Origin of the sequence: Methylobacterium sp. 77 (assembly GCF_000372825.1) — a bacterium.
Lineage (GTDB): Bacteria > Pseudomonadota > Alphaproteobacteria > Rhizobiales > Beijerinckiaceae > Methylobacterium.
On the sequence record NZ_KB910516.1, the window covers coordinates 4,397,466 to 4,414,769 of the forward strand.

Here is a 17,304-nt window from a genome sequence, read left to right on the forward strand (position 1 = left end):
AGGCCATGACCGAGCACAACATCCGCAACTTCGCGATCAATTTCGGGCCCCAGCATCCGGCGGCGCACGGCGTGCTGCGCCTCGTGCTGGAACTCGACGGCGAGATCGTCGAGCGCGTCGATCCGCATATCGGCCTGCTCCATCGCGGCACCGAGAAGCTGATCGAGCACAAGACCTACCTGCAGGCGACGCCGTATTTCGACCGGCTCGACTACGTTTCGCCGATGAACCAGGAGCACGCCTTCTGCCTCGGCATCGAGAAGCTGCTCGGGCTCACGGTGCCGCGTCGGGCGCAGCTGATCCGCACCCTGTTCTGCGAGATCGGCCGCATCCTCTCCCACCTTCTCAACGTCACCACGCAGGCGATGGATGTCGGCGCGCTGACGCCGCCGCTCTGGGGCTTCGAGGAGCGCGAGAAGCTGATGATCTTCTACGAGCGCGCGTCCGGCGCTCGTCTGCACGCCAATTACTTCCGCCCCGGCGGCGTCCATCAGGATCTGCCGCCCGCGCTGATCGACGATATCGAGGCGTTCATCGATCCCTTCCTGCAGGTGGTCGACGATCTCGACGACCTCGTCATGTCGAACCGCATCTTCAAGCAGCGAAACGTCGATATCGGCATCGTCACCGTGGACGAGGCGATGGCCTGGGGCTTCTCGGGCGTGATGGTGCGCGGCTCGGGCATCCCGTGGGACCTGCGCAAGTCGCAGCCCTACGAGTGCTACGAAGAGATGGAATTCGACGTCCCCGTGGGGAAGAACGGCGACACCTACGATCGCCAGGTCATCCGCATGGAAGAGATGCGCGAATCGGCCAAGATCATGCGGCAATGCTGCGTCAAGCTGCGTGAACCCGCCGGAATCGGGCCGATCGCGGCCACCGACGGTAAGTTCGCGCCGCCGCCGCGCCGCGAGATGAAGCGCTCGATGGAAGCGCTGATCCACCATTTCAAGCTCTACACCGAGGGCTTCCACGTGCCGGCCGGGGAAGTTTACGCCGCGGTCGAGGCGCCCAAGGGCGAGTTCGGCGTCTATCTCGTCGCCGACGGCACCAACAAGCCCTACCGCTGCAAGATCCGCGCTCCGGGTTTCGCCCATCTCCAGGCGATGGACTGGATGTGCCGCGGCCACATGCTGGCCGATGTGTCCTGCGTGCTCGGCACGCTCGACATCGTGTTCGGCGAGGTGGACCGGTGACCGTATTCGAGGTTTCGAACTGATGGCCAATCGCAGACTCGCCCCAGCTTCCGAGCAGCCGGCCAGCTTCGCGTTCTCCTCGGAGAATGCTGAATGGGCCAAGGGGCAGATCGACAAGTATCCGGAGGGCCGGCAGGCTTCCGCCGTGATCCCGCTGCTGTGGAAGGCGCAGGAGCAGAATGGCGGCTGGCTTCCGCGCGCGGCGATCGAGGCGGTGGCCGCCGAGCTCGGCATGCCGCATATCCGCGTGCTCGAAGTCGCGACCTTCTACACGATGTTCGCGCTCGAACCGGTGGGCCGGTTCTGGATCCAGCTCTGCGGCACCGTACCGTGCGATTCCTGCGGCTCGCGCGAGCTGAAGGAGTATCTCCAGTCCCGGCTCGGTCCCTCGGGCCATGTCAGCGCGGACGGCAATTTCTCCTGGCTCGAAGTCGAGTGTCTCGGGGCCTGCTGCAACGCGCCGATGGCGCAGATCAACCAGGATTACTACGAGGACCTCACCCCCGATATCCTCGGCACGCTGATGGACGACCTCGCCGCCGGGCGCCCGGTGACGATCGGTTCTCAGGCCGGCCGCGTCTCCTCCGAGCCGAAGGGCGGCGCGGCGACGCTCACCGACGAAACGCTGTTCGACGGCTCCCGCGTCGGTGCATGGCGCAAGCGCTTCGAGGATCAGGCAGCCAAGCCTGAAACGGGTGCCAAGCCTGAGTCCGGTGGTAAATCCGAGGCGGCCTCCTCCGAGCAGCGCGCGGCGAGCGATCCGAAACCGGCCAAGCCCGATTCAGGCCGCGCCGCGGAGAAGCCTCCCACCGACGCCCCGGCCCAGCGCGTCGCCGCCGGCGAGACGCCGGTGAAGCCCGGAGACAAAGCCGACGCGGCGGATCGGACCGAATCCTCCGCCAAACCCGATGCCCCGCCGGCACCGGCTGCCGGGATCGTGGCCGCTGGCGAAGCGGCCGGCGCCGAGGCCGGCACGCAATCGACCTTGCCCCGTAACGAGCCGCCGCCCCAGCCCGCCGCCTCCGGCGCCAGCGAGGGCGAGGCCGCCGCCGAAGCCGAAGAGGCTCGGATCGAGAGCAAGCTCGCCACCCTGCCGAAGGATGCGAGCCCGGAACAGAAGGCCGATGCCGTTGGGACCCGCCCCGCCGGTCTCGATGGGGCTCGTGCCGGTGCGCCGGATGCTCTGACCCGGATCAAGGGGATCGGACCCGGCAACGAATCGCGCCTCCATACTCTGGGAATCTTCCATTTCGACCAGATCGCGACCTGGAGCCGCGACGAGGTCGCGTGGGTCGGCACCTATCTCGCCTTCCCCGGCCGCATCGACCGCGAGGGCTGGGTGGCGCAGGCTGCGACTCTCGCAGCATCCGACAAGTGAGGGGCTGACATGCTCTCCGATCAGGATCGCATCTTCACCAACCTCTACGGCCTGCATTCGCCGGGCCTCGAGGACGCCAAAAAGCGCGGCGCCTGGGACGGCACCAAGTTTCTGCTGGAAATGGGCCGCGACTGGATCATCGACGAGATGAAGGCCTCGGGCCTGCGCGGCCGTGGCGGCGCCGGCTTCCCGACCGGGCTGAAATGGTCGTTCATGCCCAAGAAGTCCGACGGGCGGCCGCATTACCTCGTCGTCAATGCCGACGAATCGGAGCCGGGCACCTGCAAGGACCGGGAGATCATGCGGCACGATCCGCATCTCCTGATCGAGGGCTGCATGCTGGCCTCGTTCTCGATGGCCGCTCACGCCTGCTACATCTATATCCGCGGCGAATACGTCGCCGAGAAGCACGCCCTGCAGAAGGCGGTGGACGAGGCCTATGCCGCCCGCCTCGTCGGCAAGGACAACGTCCACGGTTACCCGTTCGACATCTACGTTCACCACGGCGCCGGCGCCTATATCTGCGGTGAAGAGACGGCGCTGCTGGAAAGCCTCGAGGGCAAAAAGGGGATGCCGCGGCTGAAGCCGCCCTTCCCGGCCAATATGGGCCTCTACGGCTGCCCGACGACGGTGAACAACGTCGAGTCGATCGCGGTGGCGGGCACCATCCTGCGCCGGGGCGGCGCGTGGTTCGCCGGTCTCGGCGGCAAGAACAACACCGGCACCAAGCTGTTCTGCGTGTCCGGCCACGTCAACACGCCGTGCAATGTCGAGGAAGAGCTCGGCATCACCTTCCGCGAACTGATCGACAAGCATTGCGGCGGCATGCGCGGCGGCTGGGACAACCTGCTCTGCTCCATCCCCGGTGGCTCCTCGGTGCCGCTGGTGCCGGCCGAGCAGATCATCGACGCCAAGATGGATTTCGACACCCTGCGCGGCCTCGGCTCCGGCCTCGGCACGGCGGCGGTGATCGTTCTCGACCGCTCCACCGACATCGTTTCGGCCATCGCCCGCATCGCCTATTTCTACAAGCACGAGAGCTGCGGCCAGTGCACGCCCTGCCGCGAAGGCACCGGCTGGATGTGGCGCGTGATGCTGCGCATGGCGGAAGGCCGCGCCCAGCGCCGCGAGATCGACATGCTGCTCGACGTGACGAAGCAGATCGAGGGTCACACGATTTGCGCGCTCGGTGATGCGGCGGCCTGGCCGATCCAGGGCCTCATCCGCCACTTCCGCCCCGAGATCGAGAAGCGCATCGACCGCTACAGCGCCAACCCGCACAGCGACCCTGTGCGGATCGCGGCGGAGTGATCGCCATGTCTTTCGGACCGAATTTCGACACCGAGAAGTACGCATGACCAAGCTCATCGTCGACGGCACCGAGGTCGATGTTCCGGCCGAGTACACCCTGCTCCAGGCTTGCGAAGTCGCGGGCGCGGAGATCCCGCGCTTCTGCTTCCATGAGCGGCTGTCCATCGCCGGCAATTGCCGCATGTGCCTCGTCGAGCTCAAGGGGGCGCCGAAACCCGTTGCCTCCTGCGCCTATGCGGTGAAGGATTGCCGGCCCGGCCCCAACGGCGAGCCGCCGGAGATCCTGACGCGCTCTGGCCAGACGAAGAAGGCCCGCGAGGGGGTGATGGAGTTCCTCCTCATCAACCACCCGCTCGATTGCCCGATCTGCGACCAGGGCGGCCATTGCGATCTGCAGGATCAGGCGATGGCCTACGGCGTCGACTCGACCCGCTACGGCGAGAACAAGCGCGCGGTCGAAGAGAAGTATATCGGCCCGCTGGTGCGCACGGCGATGAACCGCTGCATCCACTGCACCCGCTGCGTTCGCTTCCTGGCGGAGGTGGCCGGCGTGCCGGATCTCGGCGCCATCGGGCGCGGCGAGGACATGGAGATCACAAGCTATCTCGAGAGCGCCATGGGCTCCGAGCTGCAGGGCAACGTCGCCGATCTCTGCCCCGTGGGCGCCCTCGTTCACAAGCCGAACAGCTACGAGGTGCGGCCCTGGGAGCTTTCGAAGACCGAATCCATCGACGTGATGGATGCGGTCGGCTGCGCCATCCGCGTCGATGCCCGTGGCCGCGAGGTCATGCAGATCGAGCCGCGCGTGAACGAAGACATCAACGAGGAGTGGATCTCAGACAAGACCCGCCATGCGGTGGACGGACTGCGCGCGCAGCGTCTCGACCGGCCGTATCTGCGCGAGAACGGTCGCCTGCGCCCGGCTTCCTGGGGCGAGGCCTTCGCCGCCATCGCCGCGAAGATGAAGTCGGCCGATCCCAAGCGCGTCGGCGCCATCGTCGGCGACCTCGCCGCCGTTGAAGAAATCTACGCGCTGAAGACCCTGATGGGGTCGTTCGGCGTGACCAGTCTCGATTGCCGACAGGCCGGCGAGGCGATCGATCCGGCCTGGGGCCGGGCCGCCTACACCTTCAACCCGACCATCCCCGGCATCGAGGAGGCGGATGCGATCCTGCTCGTCGGGACCAATCCCCGGCTCGAAGCCTCGCTCCTCAACGTGCGCATCCGAAAGCGCTGGCGCATGGCGCCCCTCGCCGTCGGCCTCATCGGCGAGGCCGTGGACCTCACCTATCCCCACACCTATCTCGGTGCGGGTCCCGAGACCCTGGCCGATATCGCCGCCGGCCAGCACAGCTTCGCCGAGGTATTGAAGGGCGCCAGCCGCCCGCTGGTCATCGTCGGGACCGGTGCGCTGACGAGGCCGGACGGGGCTGCGATCCTCTCGGCGGCGGCGGCACTCGCCAAGGATATCGGCGCGGTCACGGCCGAATGGAACGGCTTTGCTGTGCTCCAGACCGCCGCTGCGCGGGTCGGAGCGCTCGATCTCGGCTTCGTGCCGGGGGAGGGGGGGCTGAGCGTCGCCGAAATGGCCGAGCCGGGCGCCCTCGATGTCCTGTTCAATCTCGGCGCCGACGAGATCGAGATCGGTGCAGGCGCCTTCGTGATCTACCAGGGCACTCATGGCGACCGGGGTGCCACCCGCGCCGACGTGATCCTGCCGGGCGCCGCCTATACCGAGAAGAACGCGACCTTCGTCAATCTCGAAGGCCGGGTGCAGACCACCAACCGCGCCGGCTTCCCGCCGGGCGATGCCCGCGAGGATTGGGCGATCCTGCGCGCGCTGTCCGACGTGCTCGGCCAGCGCCTCGCCTTCGATTCGCTCGGAGCCCTGCGCCGCGCGCTCTATGCGGAGCATCCGCATTTCGCCGCCCTCGACGCGGTCGCCGCGAGCGATGTCGTCGCCACGGTCGAGACGCTGGCGGGGCTCGGTGGCGAGCCGAACCGCTCCGCCTTCGCTCCGGCGGTTCCGGATTTCTACCTCACCAACGCCATCGCCCGCGCCTCGCGCGTGCTGGCCGAATGCTCGAGCCTCGCGCGGACGCGCGGCCTCGAAGCGGCGGAATAGGGGCTGCCGATGACCATGCTGGAAATCGTGGGCACCGTCCTGCTGCTGGTGCTGAAGAGCTTCGTGCTCCTGGCGCTGCTTCTCGTCTTCATCGCCTATGCGCTGCTGGCCGATCGCAAGATCTGGGCGGCGGTGCAGCTGCGCCGCGGCCCCAACGTCGTCGGGCCCTGGGGCCTGTTCCAGTCTTTCGCCGATCTGCTCAAGTTCGTCCTGAAGGAGCCGGTGATTCCGGCCGGCGCCAACAAGGCGCTGTTCCTCCTGGCGCCGCTGGTCTTCGCCACCCTGTCGCTCGCGGCCTGGGCGGTGATTCCGCTGGCCGAAGGCTGGGCCATCGCCGACCTCAATGTCGGCATCACCTACATCTTCGCGATCTCGTCGCTGGGCGTGTACGGCGTGCTGATGGGCGGCTGGGCCTCGAACTCGAAATACGCCTTCCTCGGCGCGCTCCGCTCGGCGGCGCAGATGATCTCCTACGAGGTCTCACTCGGGTTCGTCATCATCTGCGTTCTGCTCTGCGCCGGTTCGCTCAACCTCTCGCGCATCGTCATGGCGCAGGACACCTCGCTGGGCATCCTCGGCTGGTACTGGCTGTGGCTGTTCCCGATGTTCGTGGTGTTCTTCGTCTCGGCTCTGGCCGAGACCAACCGCCCTCCCTTCGATCTCCCGGAAGCCGAATCGGAGCTCGTGGCGGGCTACATGGTCGAGTATTCCTCGACGCCCTACCTGCTGTTCATGCTCGGCGAGTACGTGGCGATCATGACTATGTGCGCGCTCGGAACGGTCCTGTTCCTCGGCGGCTGGCTCTCGCCGATCCCGTTCGCGCCCTTCACCTGGGTGCCGGGGCTGATCTGGTTCGCCCTGAAGGCGAGCTTCCTGTTCTTCATGATCGCCATGGTGAAGGCCATGGTGCCGCGCTATCGCTACGACCAGCTCATGCGGCTCGGCTGGAAGGTCTTCCTTCCGCTCTCGCTCGTCTCGGTCGTGGTCGTCGCCTTCGTCCTCAAGCTCACCGGCCTCGCGCCGGGCGTCTGACAACCCCTCACGGAGATCTGAGCCATGAAGCTCGATCAGGTCGCAAAGGGTCTGCTGCTGAAGGAGTTCGTGTCGGGGTTCGCCCTCGCCATGCGCTATTTCTTCAAGCCGAAGGCCACGATCAACTACCCCTTTGAGATGGGGCATCGCGGACCGCGCTTTCGCGGCGAGCATGCGCTCCGTCGCTATCCCAACGGTGAGGAACGCTGCATCGCCTGCAAGCTGTGCGAGGCGATCTGCCCGGCCCAGGCCATCACCATCGAAGCCGGCCCGCGCCGCAACGACGGCACGCGGCGCACCACGCGCTACGATATCGACATGGTGAAATGCATCTATTGCGGCATGTGCCAGGAGGCCTGCCCGGTCGATGCCATCGTCGAGGGGCCGAATCTCGAATTTTCCGTGGAGACCCGAGAGGAGCTTCTCTACGACAAGGACAAGCTCCTGCTGAACGGCGACCGCTGGGAGCGCGAGATCGCGCGCAATCTCGCGGTGGACGCGCCATACCGGTAATGACGAGCGCTCCGGCGGTTGTGCACCGCAGGGGTGGGTTCTATAGACGGGCGGCCTGCACGGGCTGGTTTGAAATTCGGCAGAAGGGGCCGTCCTCGGGACGGCTGATCTCCATAATCGCATGAGTGCAGCCGCAGCCTTCTTCTACCTGTTCGCCGGCATCGCGATCGCGTCCGCGTTCATGGTCATCACCTCGCGCAATCCCGTCGCGTCGGTGCTCTTCCTCATCCTGGCCTTCGTCAACGCGGCGGGACTGTTCGTCCTGATGGGTGCCGAGTTCCTGGCGATGATCCTCGTCGTCGTCTATGTCGGCGCCGTCGCCGTGCTGTTCCTCTTCGTCGTGATGATGCTCGACGTGGATTTCGCGCAGCTGCGACAGGGGTTCCAGCAATACCTGCCGGTCGGAGCCCTGATCGGAGCGATCTTCCTGATCGAGCTTCTTCTCGTGGTGGGCTCCTGGACGATCGATCCGGGCCTGATGCAGGCGCCGCTCGGTCCGCTCGCCAATGTCGAAGGCGTCACCAACACCCAGATGCTCGGGCGGGTGCTCTACACCGACTACGTCTTCTACTTTCAACTGGCCGGGCTGATCCTGCTGGTGGCGATGATCGGTGCCATCGTGCTCACCCTGCGCGACCGGCCGGGCGTGAAGCGCCAGAACATCTCCGTCCAGAACGCGCGGACGCAGGAGATGGCGGTGGAGACCCGCAAGGTGCCGTCGCGCCAGGGTGTCGAGGTCTGATGTCGGCTCAATCGAAGGATCGGCGCTCATGATCGGCTTGAGCCATTACCTCACGGTCGCGGCGATCCTGTTCACGCTCGGCGTGCTCGGCATCTTCGTGAACCGCAAGAACATCATCGTCATCCTGATGTCGGTGGAGCTCATCCTGCTCGCGGTGAACATCAACCTCGTGGCGTTCTCCACGCATCTCAACGACATCACCGGCCAGGTCTTCGCCCTGTTCGTGCTCACGGTGGCGGCGGCGGAGGCGGCCATCGGGCTCGCCATCCTCGTCGTCTTCTTCCGAAACCGCGGCTCCATCGCGGTGGAGGACGTGAACATGATGAAGGGCTGACCTCACCCAAGCCGAGCCGCGCGGCACCCCGCGCGATCCCATTGACGAGAATGGAGCGAGGCCGGTCATCCGGCACGCTTCCGGAGGCCGGGCCAGCCAGCGATGTATCACGCGATCGTCTTCTTCCCGCTCATCGGCGCCCTGCTCGCCGGCCTGTTCGGCCGCCAGCTCGGCCCTCGCGTGTGCGAGTACATCACCACCGGCTTCCTCGCCTTCTCCGCGCTTCTATCCTGGGGCGCCTTCTTCGAGGTGCCCGGCTCGGACCACGCCACCCGCGTTCACGTGGCGACGTGGTTCACCGCCGGCGACCTCGTGGTCGACTGGGCCTTCCGCATCGACACGCTGACCGTGGTGATGCTGGTGGTGGTGACGACGGTCTCGACCCTCGTCCACCTCTACTCGGTGGGCTACATGGAGGAGGATCCGCACCGGCCGCGCTTCTTCGCCTACCTGTCGCTGTTCACCTTCGCCATGCTGATGCTGGTGACCTCCGACAACCTCGTGCAGATGTTCTTCGGCTGGGAGGGCGTCGGCCTCGCCTCCTACCTGCTGATCGGGTTCTGGTACGAGAAGCCCTCCGCCAACGCCGCGGCGATGAAGGCCTTCATCGTCAACCGCGTCGGTGATTTCGGCTTCTCGCTCGGCATCTTCCTCGTCTTCGTCCTGTTCGGCTCCGTGGCCTTCGACGGCATCCTGCCGCGCGCCACCGAGCTCAAGGACGCGACCTTCCACTTCCTCGGCTACGACTGGAACGCCATGACCCTGGCGTGCCTGCTCCTGTTCATGGGCGCCATGGGCAAGTCGGCGCAGTTCCTGCTCCATACCTGGCTGCCCGACGCGATGGAGGGGCCGACCCCGGTCTCCGCCCTGATCCATGCCGCGACCATGGTCACCGCCGGCGTCTTCATGGTGGCGCGCCTTTCGCCGCTGTTCGAAGTGGCGCCCAACGCGCTCATCGTCGTCACGATCGTCGGCGGCATCACCGCCTTCTTCGCGGCCACGATCGGCATGGTGCAGAACGACATCAAGCGGGTCATCGCCTACTCGACCTGTTCGCAGCTCGGCTACATGTTCGTCGCGCTCGGCGTCGGCGCCTATTCGGCCGCCGTGTTCCATCTCTTCACCCATGCCTTCTTCAAGGCTTTGCTATTCCTCGGTGCCGGCTCGGTCATCCATGCGATGCATCACGAGCAGGACATGCGGAACATGGGCGCCCTGCGCCGCTACATCCCCTTCACCTCGGCGATGATGACCATCGGCACCCTGGCGCTGATCGGCTTCCCCTTCACCGCCGGATATTATTCGAAGGACGCGATCATCGAGGCGGCCTACGCTTCCACGCGGCCTGGCCACACGCTCGCCTTCCTCGCCACCGTCATCGCCGCCCTGATGACCTCGTTCTATTCCTGGCGCCTGTTCTTCATGACCTTCGAGGGGCCGGCGCGCTGGGCGGGGCACGGCGCCGCGCACCACGACGACCATCACGCCACGCCGGCCGTCGCGCACGCGTCGGCGGCGGTGCAGGCCGATGGCGCGCCGGGACACCACGAAGGCGTCGCCCATGACGACAAGGGCCACGACGTGGAACCGGCCTCGCACAGCGCGATCGAGCATCACGACCATGCGCACACGCCGCATGAGAGCCCGCTGGTGATGACGATCCCGCTCGCCATCCTCGCCTTCGGCGCGCTGTTCGCCGGCCTGCTGTTCAAGAACCGCTTCATCGGCGAGGGCATGGAGACGTTCTGGGGCCACGCGCTCGGCCACGGCCCCGACAACCACATCATGCACGACATCCATTCGGTGCCGGCCCTGGTGAGCTACGCGCCCTTCATCATGCTGGTGACCGGCTTCGTCCTGGCCTTCTGGATGTATATCCGCCGGCCGGAACTCCCCGGTCAGCTCGCCGCCCAGCAGCCGGTCCTGTACCGGTTCCTGCTCAACAAGTGGTATTTCGACGAGCTCTACGACCGGATCTTCGTCCGTCCGGCCAAGGGTTTCGGCAAGTTCCTCTGGAAGGAGGGCGACGGACGGGTCATCGACGGGCTCGGTCCCGACGGCATCGCCACCCGCGTCCTCGACGTCACGCGGGGCGTGGTCCGGCTCCAGACCGGTTACGTCTACCACTACGCCTTCGTCATGCTCATCGGTGTCGCCGGCTTCATCAGCTGGTACATGCTCACCGGCCTGCCCAAGGTCGGACACTGATGGCTCGCGCAGTGACCGCCGCCAACACGTATCGGAGTGCCCGCTAGATGTTCGGCCTCGGCATTCTCTCAGGCCTGCTGATCGTGCCGCTCTGCGGCGCGGCCTTCATCCTGACCCTCGGCACGGAGTCCGAGAGCGTGGCGCGCAACGCCCGTTGGGCGGCGCTCGCGACCACGATCGTCACCTTTCTCCTCAGCCTCGTCGCCTGGGGCCGGTTCGACCCCTCGACAGCGAGCTTCCAGCTCGTCGAGACCCATGGCTGGCTCGCCGAGACGATCAAGTTCAAGCTCGGCGTCGACGGCTTCTCGATGCCGCTGATCCTGCTGACCACCTTCCTGATGCCGTTCTGCATCGGCGCGTCCTGGCTCTCGGTGAACACCCGGGTGAAGGAATATTTCGTCGCTTTCCTCGTCCTCGAGACGACGATGATCGGCGTTTTCTGCTCCCTCGACCTGGTGCTGTTCTACCTGTTCTTCGAGGCCGGCCTGATCCCGATGTTCCTCATCATCGGCATCTGGGGTGGCAAGCGGCGCATCTACGCGAGCTTCAAGTTCTTCCTCTACACCCTGCTCGGCTCGGTGCTGATGCTGCTCGCCATCATGGCGATGTACTGGCACGCCGGCACCACCGATATCCCGACCCTGCTGCACACCCGCTTCCCGGTCGGCATGCAATACTGGCTGTGGCTCGCCTTCTTCGCCTCCTTCGCGGTGAAGATGCCGATGTGGCCGGTCCATACCTGGCTGCCGGACGCCCACGTGGAAGCGCCCACCGCCGGTTCGGTGATCCTGGCCGGCATCCTGCTCAAGATGGGCGGCTACGGCTTCATCCGGATCTCGCTGCCGATGTTTCCAGATGCGAGCGCCTATTTCGCGCCGCTGGTCTTCGCCCTCTCGGTCGTCGCGATCATCTTCACCTCGCTGATCGCGTTGATGCAGACCGACATCAAGAAGCTGATCGCCTATTCGTCGGTGGCGCATATGGGCTTCGTCACCCTCGGCCTGTTCACCCTCAACGAACAGGGCATCCAGGGCGCGCTGTTCCTGATGATCTCGCACGGCATCGTGTCCGGCGCGCTCTTCGTCTGCGTCGGCGTGGTCTACGACCGGATGCACACCCGCGAGATCGCGGCCTATGGCGGCCTCGTGAAGCGCATGCCGCTTTACGCGGCGGCGATGATGGTGTTCACCATGGCCAATGTCGGCCTGCCCGGCACGTCCGGCTTCGTCGGCGAGTTCCTGGCGATGATGGGGGCCTTCAAGGCCAACCCCACCGTGGCCTTCTTCTCGGTCTTCGGCATCATCCTCTCGGCCGGCTACGCCCTGTGGCTCTACGCACGGGTGATCTACGGCAAGCTCGAGAAGCCCAACCTGCAGGGCATCCTCGACCTCGACATCCGTGAGAAGATCATCATCGCGCCGCTCGTCGCCCTGACGATCTATTACGGCGTGCATCCCGCGCCCATCCTCGACACCTTCGCCCCCTCGACGGAGGCGCTGATGCAGAGCATGAGGACCGCGCTCTCGAACACGCAGACCGCGGCGGTCGTCCCGCCCGTGGCGCGCTGAAGGTCGTATCGTCGATGACCGCTATCCAGGCCGTCCTGCCCTCGCTCTCGCCGGTGATGCCGGAGCTGATCCTCGCCATCGGCGTGCTGGCGCTGATCCTCTATGGGGCCTTTCGCGGTGAGCGCTCGGTGGAGAGCGTCAATGTCGGCGCGCTCGTCCTACTGATCCTGGCCTTCTTCGTGGTCGTGTCCCAGTCCGGCGCCAAGGTCACCACCCTCAACGGCTCCTTCATCGTCGACAATTTCTCGAAGGTGATGAAGGCGCTGATCATGATCGGCTCGGCCGCGACGATCCTGCTCTCCCGCGACTACTTCCAGCGCGAGCGCATCGACCGGTTCGAATTCCCCATCCTGATCGTGCTCTGCACCATCGGCATGATGGTGATGGCCTCGGCCAACGACCTGATCGCGCTGTATCTCGGCCTCGAGCTCCAGTCGCTCGCCGCCTACGTCATCGCCGCCTTCCACCGCGACAATCTGAAATCCACCGAAGCCGGGCTGAAGTATTTCGTCCTCGGCGCGCTGTCCTCCGGCATGCTGCTCTACGGTTCGTCGCTGGTCTACGGCTTCACCGGGACGGTCTCCTTCCCCGGCATCGTCTCGGCGCTCAACGACAATGCCGGTTTCGGCATCGTCCTCGGCATCGTGTTCGTAGCCGCCGGCGTCGCCTTCAAGATGTCGGCCGTGCCGTTCCACATGTGGACGCCGGACGTCTACGAAGGCTCGCCCACTCCCGTGACGGCCTTCTTCGCCTCGGCGCCCAAGATGGCCGCCGTGGCGATGACGGTACGCATCTTCATCGGCGCCTTCCCCGACGTGACCGCGATCTGGCAGCAGATCATCGTCTTCGTCGCCATCGCCTCGATGGCCCTCGGCTCCTTCGCGGCCATCGGCCAGCACTCGATCAAGCGCCTGATGGCGTATTCCTCCATCGGCAATATCGGATACGCCCTGATCGGTCTCGCCGCCGCCTCGGAAGAGGGAATCCGCGGCGTGGTGATCTACATGATCATCTACCTCGCCATGACGCTCGGTGCCTTCGCCGTGCTCCTGTCCCTGCGGCGCGGCGGGCAGATGTACGAGACGGTGGACGATCTCTCCGGCTTGTCGCGCACGCATCCGGTTCTGGCCTTCTGCCTCGCCGCGATGATGTTCTCGCTTGCCGGCATCCCGCCGCTCGCCGGGTTCTTCGGCAAGTTCTACGTCTTCGCCGCCGCCATCAAGGCCGACCTCGTCGGTCTCGCGGTGATCGGCGTCGTCACGAGCGTGGTCGGCGCGTTCTATTACCTGCGTCTCGTCAAGGTGATGTATTTCGACGAGCCGAAGGCCCCTTACGAGACCATGCCGCCGGGCATCCGCATCGTGCTCGGCCTGTCGAGCGCCGTCGTGGTGCTGTTCTTCCTCGTGCCGGCTCCGTTGGTCAGCGCGGCCGGTGCCGCGGCCAAGTCGCTGTTCTAGGATTTTGGCGGAGTATCGACTCGGTGCGGCGGCCAAGGCCGCCGGGCACCGCCTTCACGTTCACGAGAGCCTGGGTTCCACCAACAGCCAGGCGATGGAACTGGCACGCCAGGGTGAAAGAGGACCGCTCTGGGTCGTCGCTCACCGGCAGGATGCCGGACGGGGCCGGAGGGGAAGCGCCTGGACGTCGCTGCCGGGCAACCTCACCGCGAGCCTGCTCTGGCCGGTCTCCGACGTCGACCCGGCCCAGGTGCCGAGCTTGGGCTTCGTGGCGGGAGTCGCTCTGATCGCCGCTCTGAAGGGCGTCACCGTCCGGACGAGACCCCGGGATGAGGCGGCAGGCGAGAGGGATTGTTCGACAAGCCCCTTCCGCCTGAAATGGCCCAACGACGTCCTCGCGTCCGGCGCCAAGCTCGCGGGGCTGCTTCTGGAAGCGGAAACCCACCCCGGAGGACGGCGTTCGGCGGTGATAGGTTTCGGCGTCAACGTCGCCGCGTCACCGCAGGACTTGCCTTATCCCGCCACAAGCCTCAGTCAGATAACGCACGAAACGCGCGCCGACGATCTGTTCGACCATCTGTCGGACGAGATGGTCGTTGCCGCGCGACGATGGAGTCGGGGCCGCGGGTTCTCATCGATCCGCGAGCTTTGGCTCGACAACGCCGCGGGGATCGGCGCACCGGTCTCGGTGCGGATCGGTGGCGAGATCGTGCAAGGAATTTTCGAGACGATCGACGAGGCGGGGCGGCTCGTCGTCCGATCGGATGATGGGACGCGACGGACCGTGACGGCGGGCGAGGTGCATTTGGGTTCGGCCGCGACGGCGGCTTGAGGTTTTATATCGATGACGACAGGGCAAGACGAACTCGTCTTCGTGCCGCTCGGCGGCGTGGGCGAGATCGGCATGAATGCGGCACTCTACGGCTTCGGGCCGGAGAAGCGCCGGAAATGGATCATGGTCGATTGCGGAATGGGCTTTGCCGGGGAAGAGGGCTTCCCGGGCATCGACCTGATGTTTCCCGATCTGAGCTTCATCGAGGAGCGCAAGGACGATCTCCTCGCGATCTTCATCACCCACGCGCACGAGGACCATATCGGCGCCATCGGTGAGCTGTGGCCCAAGCTGAAGGCCCCGGTCTACGCGACCCGTTTCGCCAAGAACCTGCTCGAGGCGCGCCGCCTCAGCGAGCCGGGCGCGCCGAAGGTGATCCTGCGCGAGATCGCGGCTCATAAGCCGGTCACGATCGGCCCGTTCGAGATCGAGTACATCCCGGTCTCTCACTCGATCCCAGAATCCAACGCCGTGGCGATCCGCACCGCCCACGGGCTCGTGCTGCATACGGGTGACTGGAAACTCGACGCCACGCCGATCCTGGGTGACGTCACGTCGGAGGCCTCGTTCCGCAAGCTTGGCGACGAGGGCATCCTCGCCATGATCAGCGATTCGACCAACGTCGTCCGCGAGGGCCGCAGCCCGAGCGAGGCCGAGGTCGCCGCGACCCTGCGTGAGCTGATCGCCGAGGCGCCGCACCGCGTCGCCGTCACCACCTTCGCCTCCAACGTCGCCCGCATGCGGGCGGTGGCGGAAGCCGCCCGCGATTGCGGCCGCGAGGTGATCGCCGTCGGCCGGGCCATGGACCGGGTCATCGGCGTCGCTCGCGAATGCGGCTTCCTCGACGGCCTGCCCGATTTCCGCTCGGCCGACAGCTACGGCTACCTGCCGCGCGACAAGGTGGTCTGCCTGCTCACCGGCTCCCAGGGCGAAGAGCGCGCGGCCCTGGCCCGTGTCTCTCGCGACGACCACCCCGACGTCACCCTGACGTCCGGTGACCGCGTGATCTTCTCCTCGCGCGCCATTCCCGGCAACGAGCGGGCCGTGGGCGCGATCATCAACGACCTGATCAACGCCGGCATCGAGGTGGTGACCGACCGGACGAAGCTCGTCCACGTCTCTGGCCATCCCCGTCGCGACGAAATGGCCGAGATGTATGCCTGGACCCGGCCGAGGACCGCGATCCCCGTCCATGGTGAGGCGCTCCATCTCGACGAGCATGCACGCTTCGCGCTGGCACAGGGCGTCGGCAACGTCGTCAAGGCCCGCAACGGCAGCGTCGTGCGCCTCGCCCCCGGCACGCCCGAGATCATCGAGCACGTGAAGGCCGGCCGCCTGTTCAAGGACGGCAACGTCCTGATCGACGCCAAGGACCGGGCGATCCCGGAGCGGCGCAAGCTCTCGCAGGCCGGCGTCGTGTCGGTGGCCATCGCCATCGACGTCCAGGGCGAGGTTCTCGGTGAACCGGCGATCGACATCATGGGCTTGCCCAACCGCGGCAAGAACGGACAGCCGATGCTCGACGTCGCCGTCGAGGCGGTCTCCCGCACCCTGAGCGGCCTGTCGAAGCAGAAGCGCAAGGATGCCGAAGCCGTCGAGAAGGCCATCGATCGGGCGATCCGCTCGGCCGTGAACGAAGCCTGGGGCAAGAAGCCCGCCTGCCACGTTCAGGTGGTGGAAGTCTGACACATGGGGTGGAACGGCAGTCCTCGACCGCCTTTCCACCCCGCGACCTCATCCGGGGCGCGCGGCGATAGCGGAATGCCTCCTTGGAGGCCGCTGACGCCACAGCTCGGTTTGAGGAAGAACGATCGGATTGCGGAAGAGGGAGCACACCAATGATCGGACGCCTGAACCACGTAGCCATTGCCGTGCGAGACCTCGACGCGGCCTGTGCCATCTATCGCGATACCCTCGGCGCCACGCTCACCGAGCCGCTGCCGCAGCCTGAGCACGGCGTCACGGTGGTGTTCGTGAACCTGCCCAACAGCAAGGTCGAGCTGATGTCGCCTCTCGGCGAGGGTTCGCCGATCGAGAGCTTCGTCGAGCGCAACCCCAATGGCGGCGTCCACCACGTCTGCTACGAGGTCGACGACATCATCGTCGCCCGCGACAAACTGAAGGCCCAGGGCGCCCGCGTTCTCGGCACCGGCGAGCCGAAGATCGGCGCGCATGGCAAGCCGGTCCTGTTCCTCCATCCCAAGGACTTCCTCGGCACGTTGGTCGAGCTGGAGCAGGTGTGAGCGGCGTGAACGCTTTCGTTCGGACCGCCTCGGCCACGACCTGGCGGACACTCGCCGCCATGGTCGTCATCATTTCGGCCGTGGCGGCCCTGGCCGTCTTTCTGTTCAAGCTCACCGTTTTCGGGGCTTTCGCCCTGTATTTCGTGGTCTGGTGGACGTTGCTCTTCGTCATCCTGCCGATCCGCAACCAGGTCGAGACCGACCCGGAGCTGATCGTGCCGGGACAGGATCCCGGAGCTCCTGCCGTGCCGCGCCTGCGCGAGAAGGCGATCTGGACGACGTTCCTCGCCAGCGCCGTGTTCCTCGTGGCGATTCCGATCTTCGAGTTGTCGGGATTGTAGATTGCGTGAACCGGCAGGCGATGC

Annotated in this window: 15 protein-coding genes; all 15 read left to right on the plus strand. The window is 66.1% G+C overall.

The window, feature by feature from the left end; genetic code table 11:
* Positions 1-5 precede the first annotated feature (5 nt).
* The 15 genes from A3OK_RS0120845 to A3OK_RS0120915 all read left to right on the plus strand — a co-directional run bounded on the left by A3OK_RS0120845 (position 6) and on the right by A3OK_RS0120915 (position 17,280).
* Positions 6-1,196: an NADH-quinone oxidoreductase subunit D gene (locus A3OK_RS0120845; RefSeq protein ID WP_019906838.1), complete on the plus strand. Its 1,191-nt coding sequence runs from the start codon at positions 6-8 to the stop codon at positions 1,194-1,196.
* A gap of 22 nt (positions 1,197-1,218) precedes the next feature.
* The gene (gene nuoE / locus A3OK_RS0120850) at positions 1,219-2,574 is read left to right on the plus strand and encodes an NADH-quinone oxidoreductase subunit NuoE (protein WP_019906839.1); all 1,356 of its coding nucleotides are present in this window, start codon (positions 1,219-1,221) and stop codon (positions 2,572-2,574) included.
* A 9-nt stretch (positions 2,575-2,583) separates the two neighbouring features.
* Positions 2,584-3,885, plus strand: coding sequence for an NADH-quinone oxidoreductase subunit NuoF (nuoF, locus tag A3OK_RS0120855; protein ID WP_019906840.1), 1,302 nt, complete (start codon positions 2,584-2,586; stop codon positions 3,883-3,885).
* A gap of 43 nt (positions 3,886-3,928) precedes the next feature.
* The gene (gene nuoG, locus A3OK_RS0120860) at positions 3,929-6,010 is read left to right on the plus strand and encodes an NADH-quinone oxidoreductase subunit NuoG (protein WP_019906841.1); all 2,082 of its coding nucleotides are present in this window, start codon (positions 3,929-3,931) and stop codon (positions 6,008-6,010) included.
* Positions 6,011-6,019: 9 nt separating this feature from the next.
* A complete protein-coding gene (gene nuoH / locus A3OK_RS0120865) occupies positions 6,020-7,042 on the plus strand; it encodes an NADH-quinone oxidoreductase subunit NuoH (protein WP_019906842.1) in 1,023 nt (340 codons plus the stop codon).
* A gap of 24 nt (positions 7,043-7,066) precedes the next feature.
* A complete protein-coding gene (gene nuoI, locus A3OK_RS0120870; protein ID WP_019906843.1) occupies positions 7,067-7,555 on the plus strand; it encodes an NADH-quinone oxidoreductase subunit NuoI in 489 nt (162 codons plus the stop codon).
* A gap of 121 nt (positions 7,556-7,676) precedes the next feature.
* A complete protein-coding gene (locus A3OK_RS0120875; protein WP_019906844.1) occupies positions 7,677-8,297 on the plus strand; it encodes an NADH-quinone oxidoreductase subunit J in 621 nt (206 codons plus the stop codon).
* 28 nt (positions 8,298-8,325) lie between these two features.
* Positions 8,326-8,631 carry an NADH-quinone oxidoreductase subunit NuoK gene (gene nuoK / locus A3OK_RS0120880; RefSeq protein WP_018042026.1) on the plus strand — a complete coding sequence of 102 codons (306 nt, stop codon included), beginning with the start codon at positions 8,326-8,328 and terminating at the stop codon, positions 8,629-8,631.
* Between the two features lie 102 nt (positions 8,632-8,733).
* Positions 8,734-10,839, plus strand: a complete 2,106-nt coding sequence (gene nuoL / locus A3OK_RS0120885; protein ID WP_019906845.1) for an NADH-quinone oxidoreductase subunit L — start codon at positions 8,734-8,736, stop codon at positions 10,837-10,839.
* A 47-nt stretch (positions 10,840-10,886) separates the two neighbouring features.
* Entirely contained in the window at positions 10,887-12,407 is a 1,521-nt protein-coding gene (locus tag A3OK_RS0120890) for an NADH-quinone oxidoreductase subunit M (protein ID WP_019906846.1), read from the plus strand.
* 14 nt (positions 12,408-12,421) lie between these two features.
* Positions 12,422-13,864, plus strand: coding sequence for an NADH-quinone oxidoreductase subunit NuoN (gene nuoN / locus A3OK_RS0120895; protein ID WP_019906847.1), 1,443 nt, complete (start codon positions 12,422-12,424; stop codon positions 13,862-13,864).
* A gap of 94 nt (positions 13,865-13,958) precedes the next feature.
* Positions 13,959-14,696, plus strand: coding sequence for a biotin--[acetyl-CoA-carboxylase] ligase (locus tag A3OK_RS0120900; RefSeq protein ID WP_019906848.1), 738 nt, complete (start codon positions 13,959-13,961; stop codon positions 14,694-14,696).
* 12 nt (positions 14,697-14,708) lie between these two features.
* Positions 14,709-16,382 carry a ribonuclease J gene (locus A3OK_RS0120905; RefSeq protein ID WP_019906849.1) on the plus strand — a complete coding sequence of 558 codons (1,674 nt, stop codon included), beginning with the start codon at positions 14,709-14,711 and terminating at the stop codon, positions 16,380-16,382.
* Between the two features lie 152 nt (positions 16,383-16,534).
* Positions 16,535-16,939 carry a methylmalonyl-CoA epimerase gene (gene mce / locus A3OK_RS0120910; RefSeq protein ID WP_019906850.1) on the plus strand — a complete coding sequence of 135 codons (405 nt, stop codon included), beginning with the start codon at positions 16,535-16,537 and terminating at the stop codon, positions 16,937-16,939.
* Complete coding sequence (locus A3OK_RS0120915) at positions 16,936-17,280, plus strand: DUF1467 family protein (protein WP_019906851.1); 345 nt, start codon at positions 16,936-16,938, stop codon at positions 17,278-17,280. The genes mce and A3OK_RS0120915 overlap by 4 nt, the downstream gene beginning before the upstream one ends.
* The last annotated feature ends 24 nt before the right edge of the window (positions 17,281-17,304 follow it).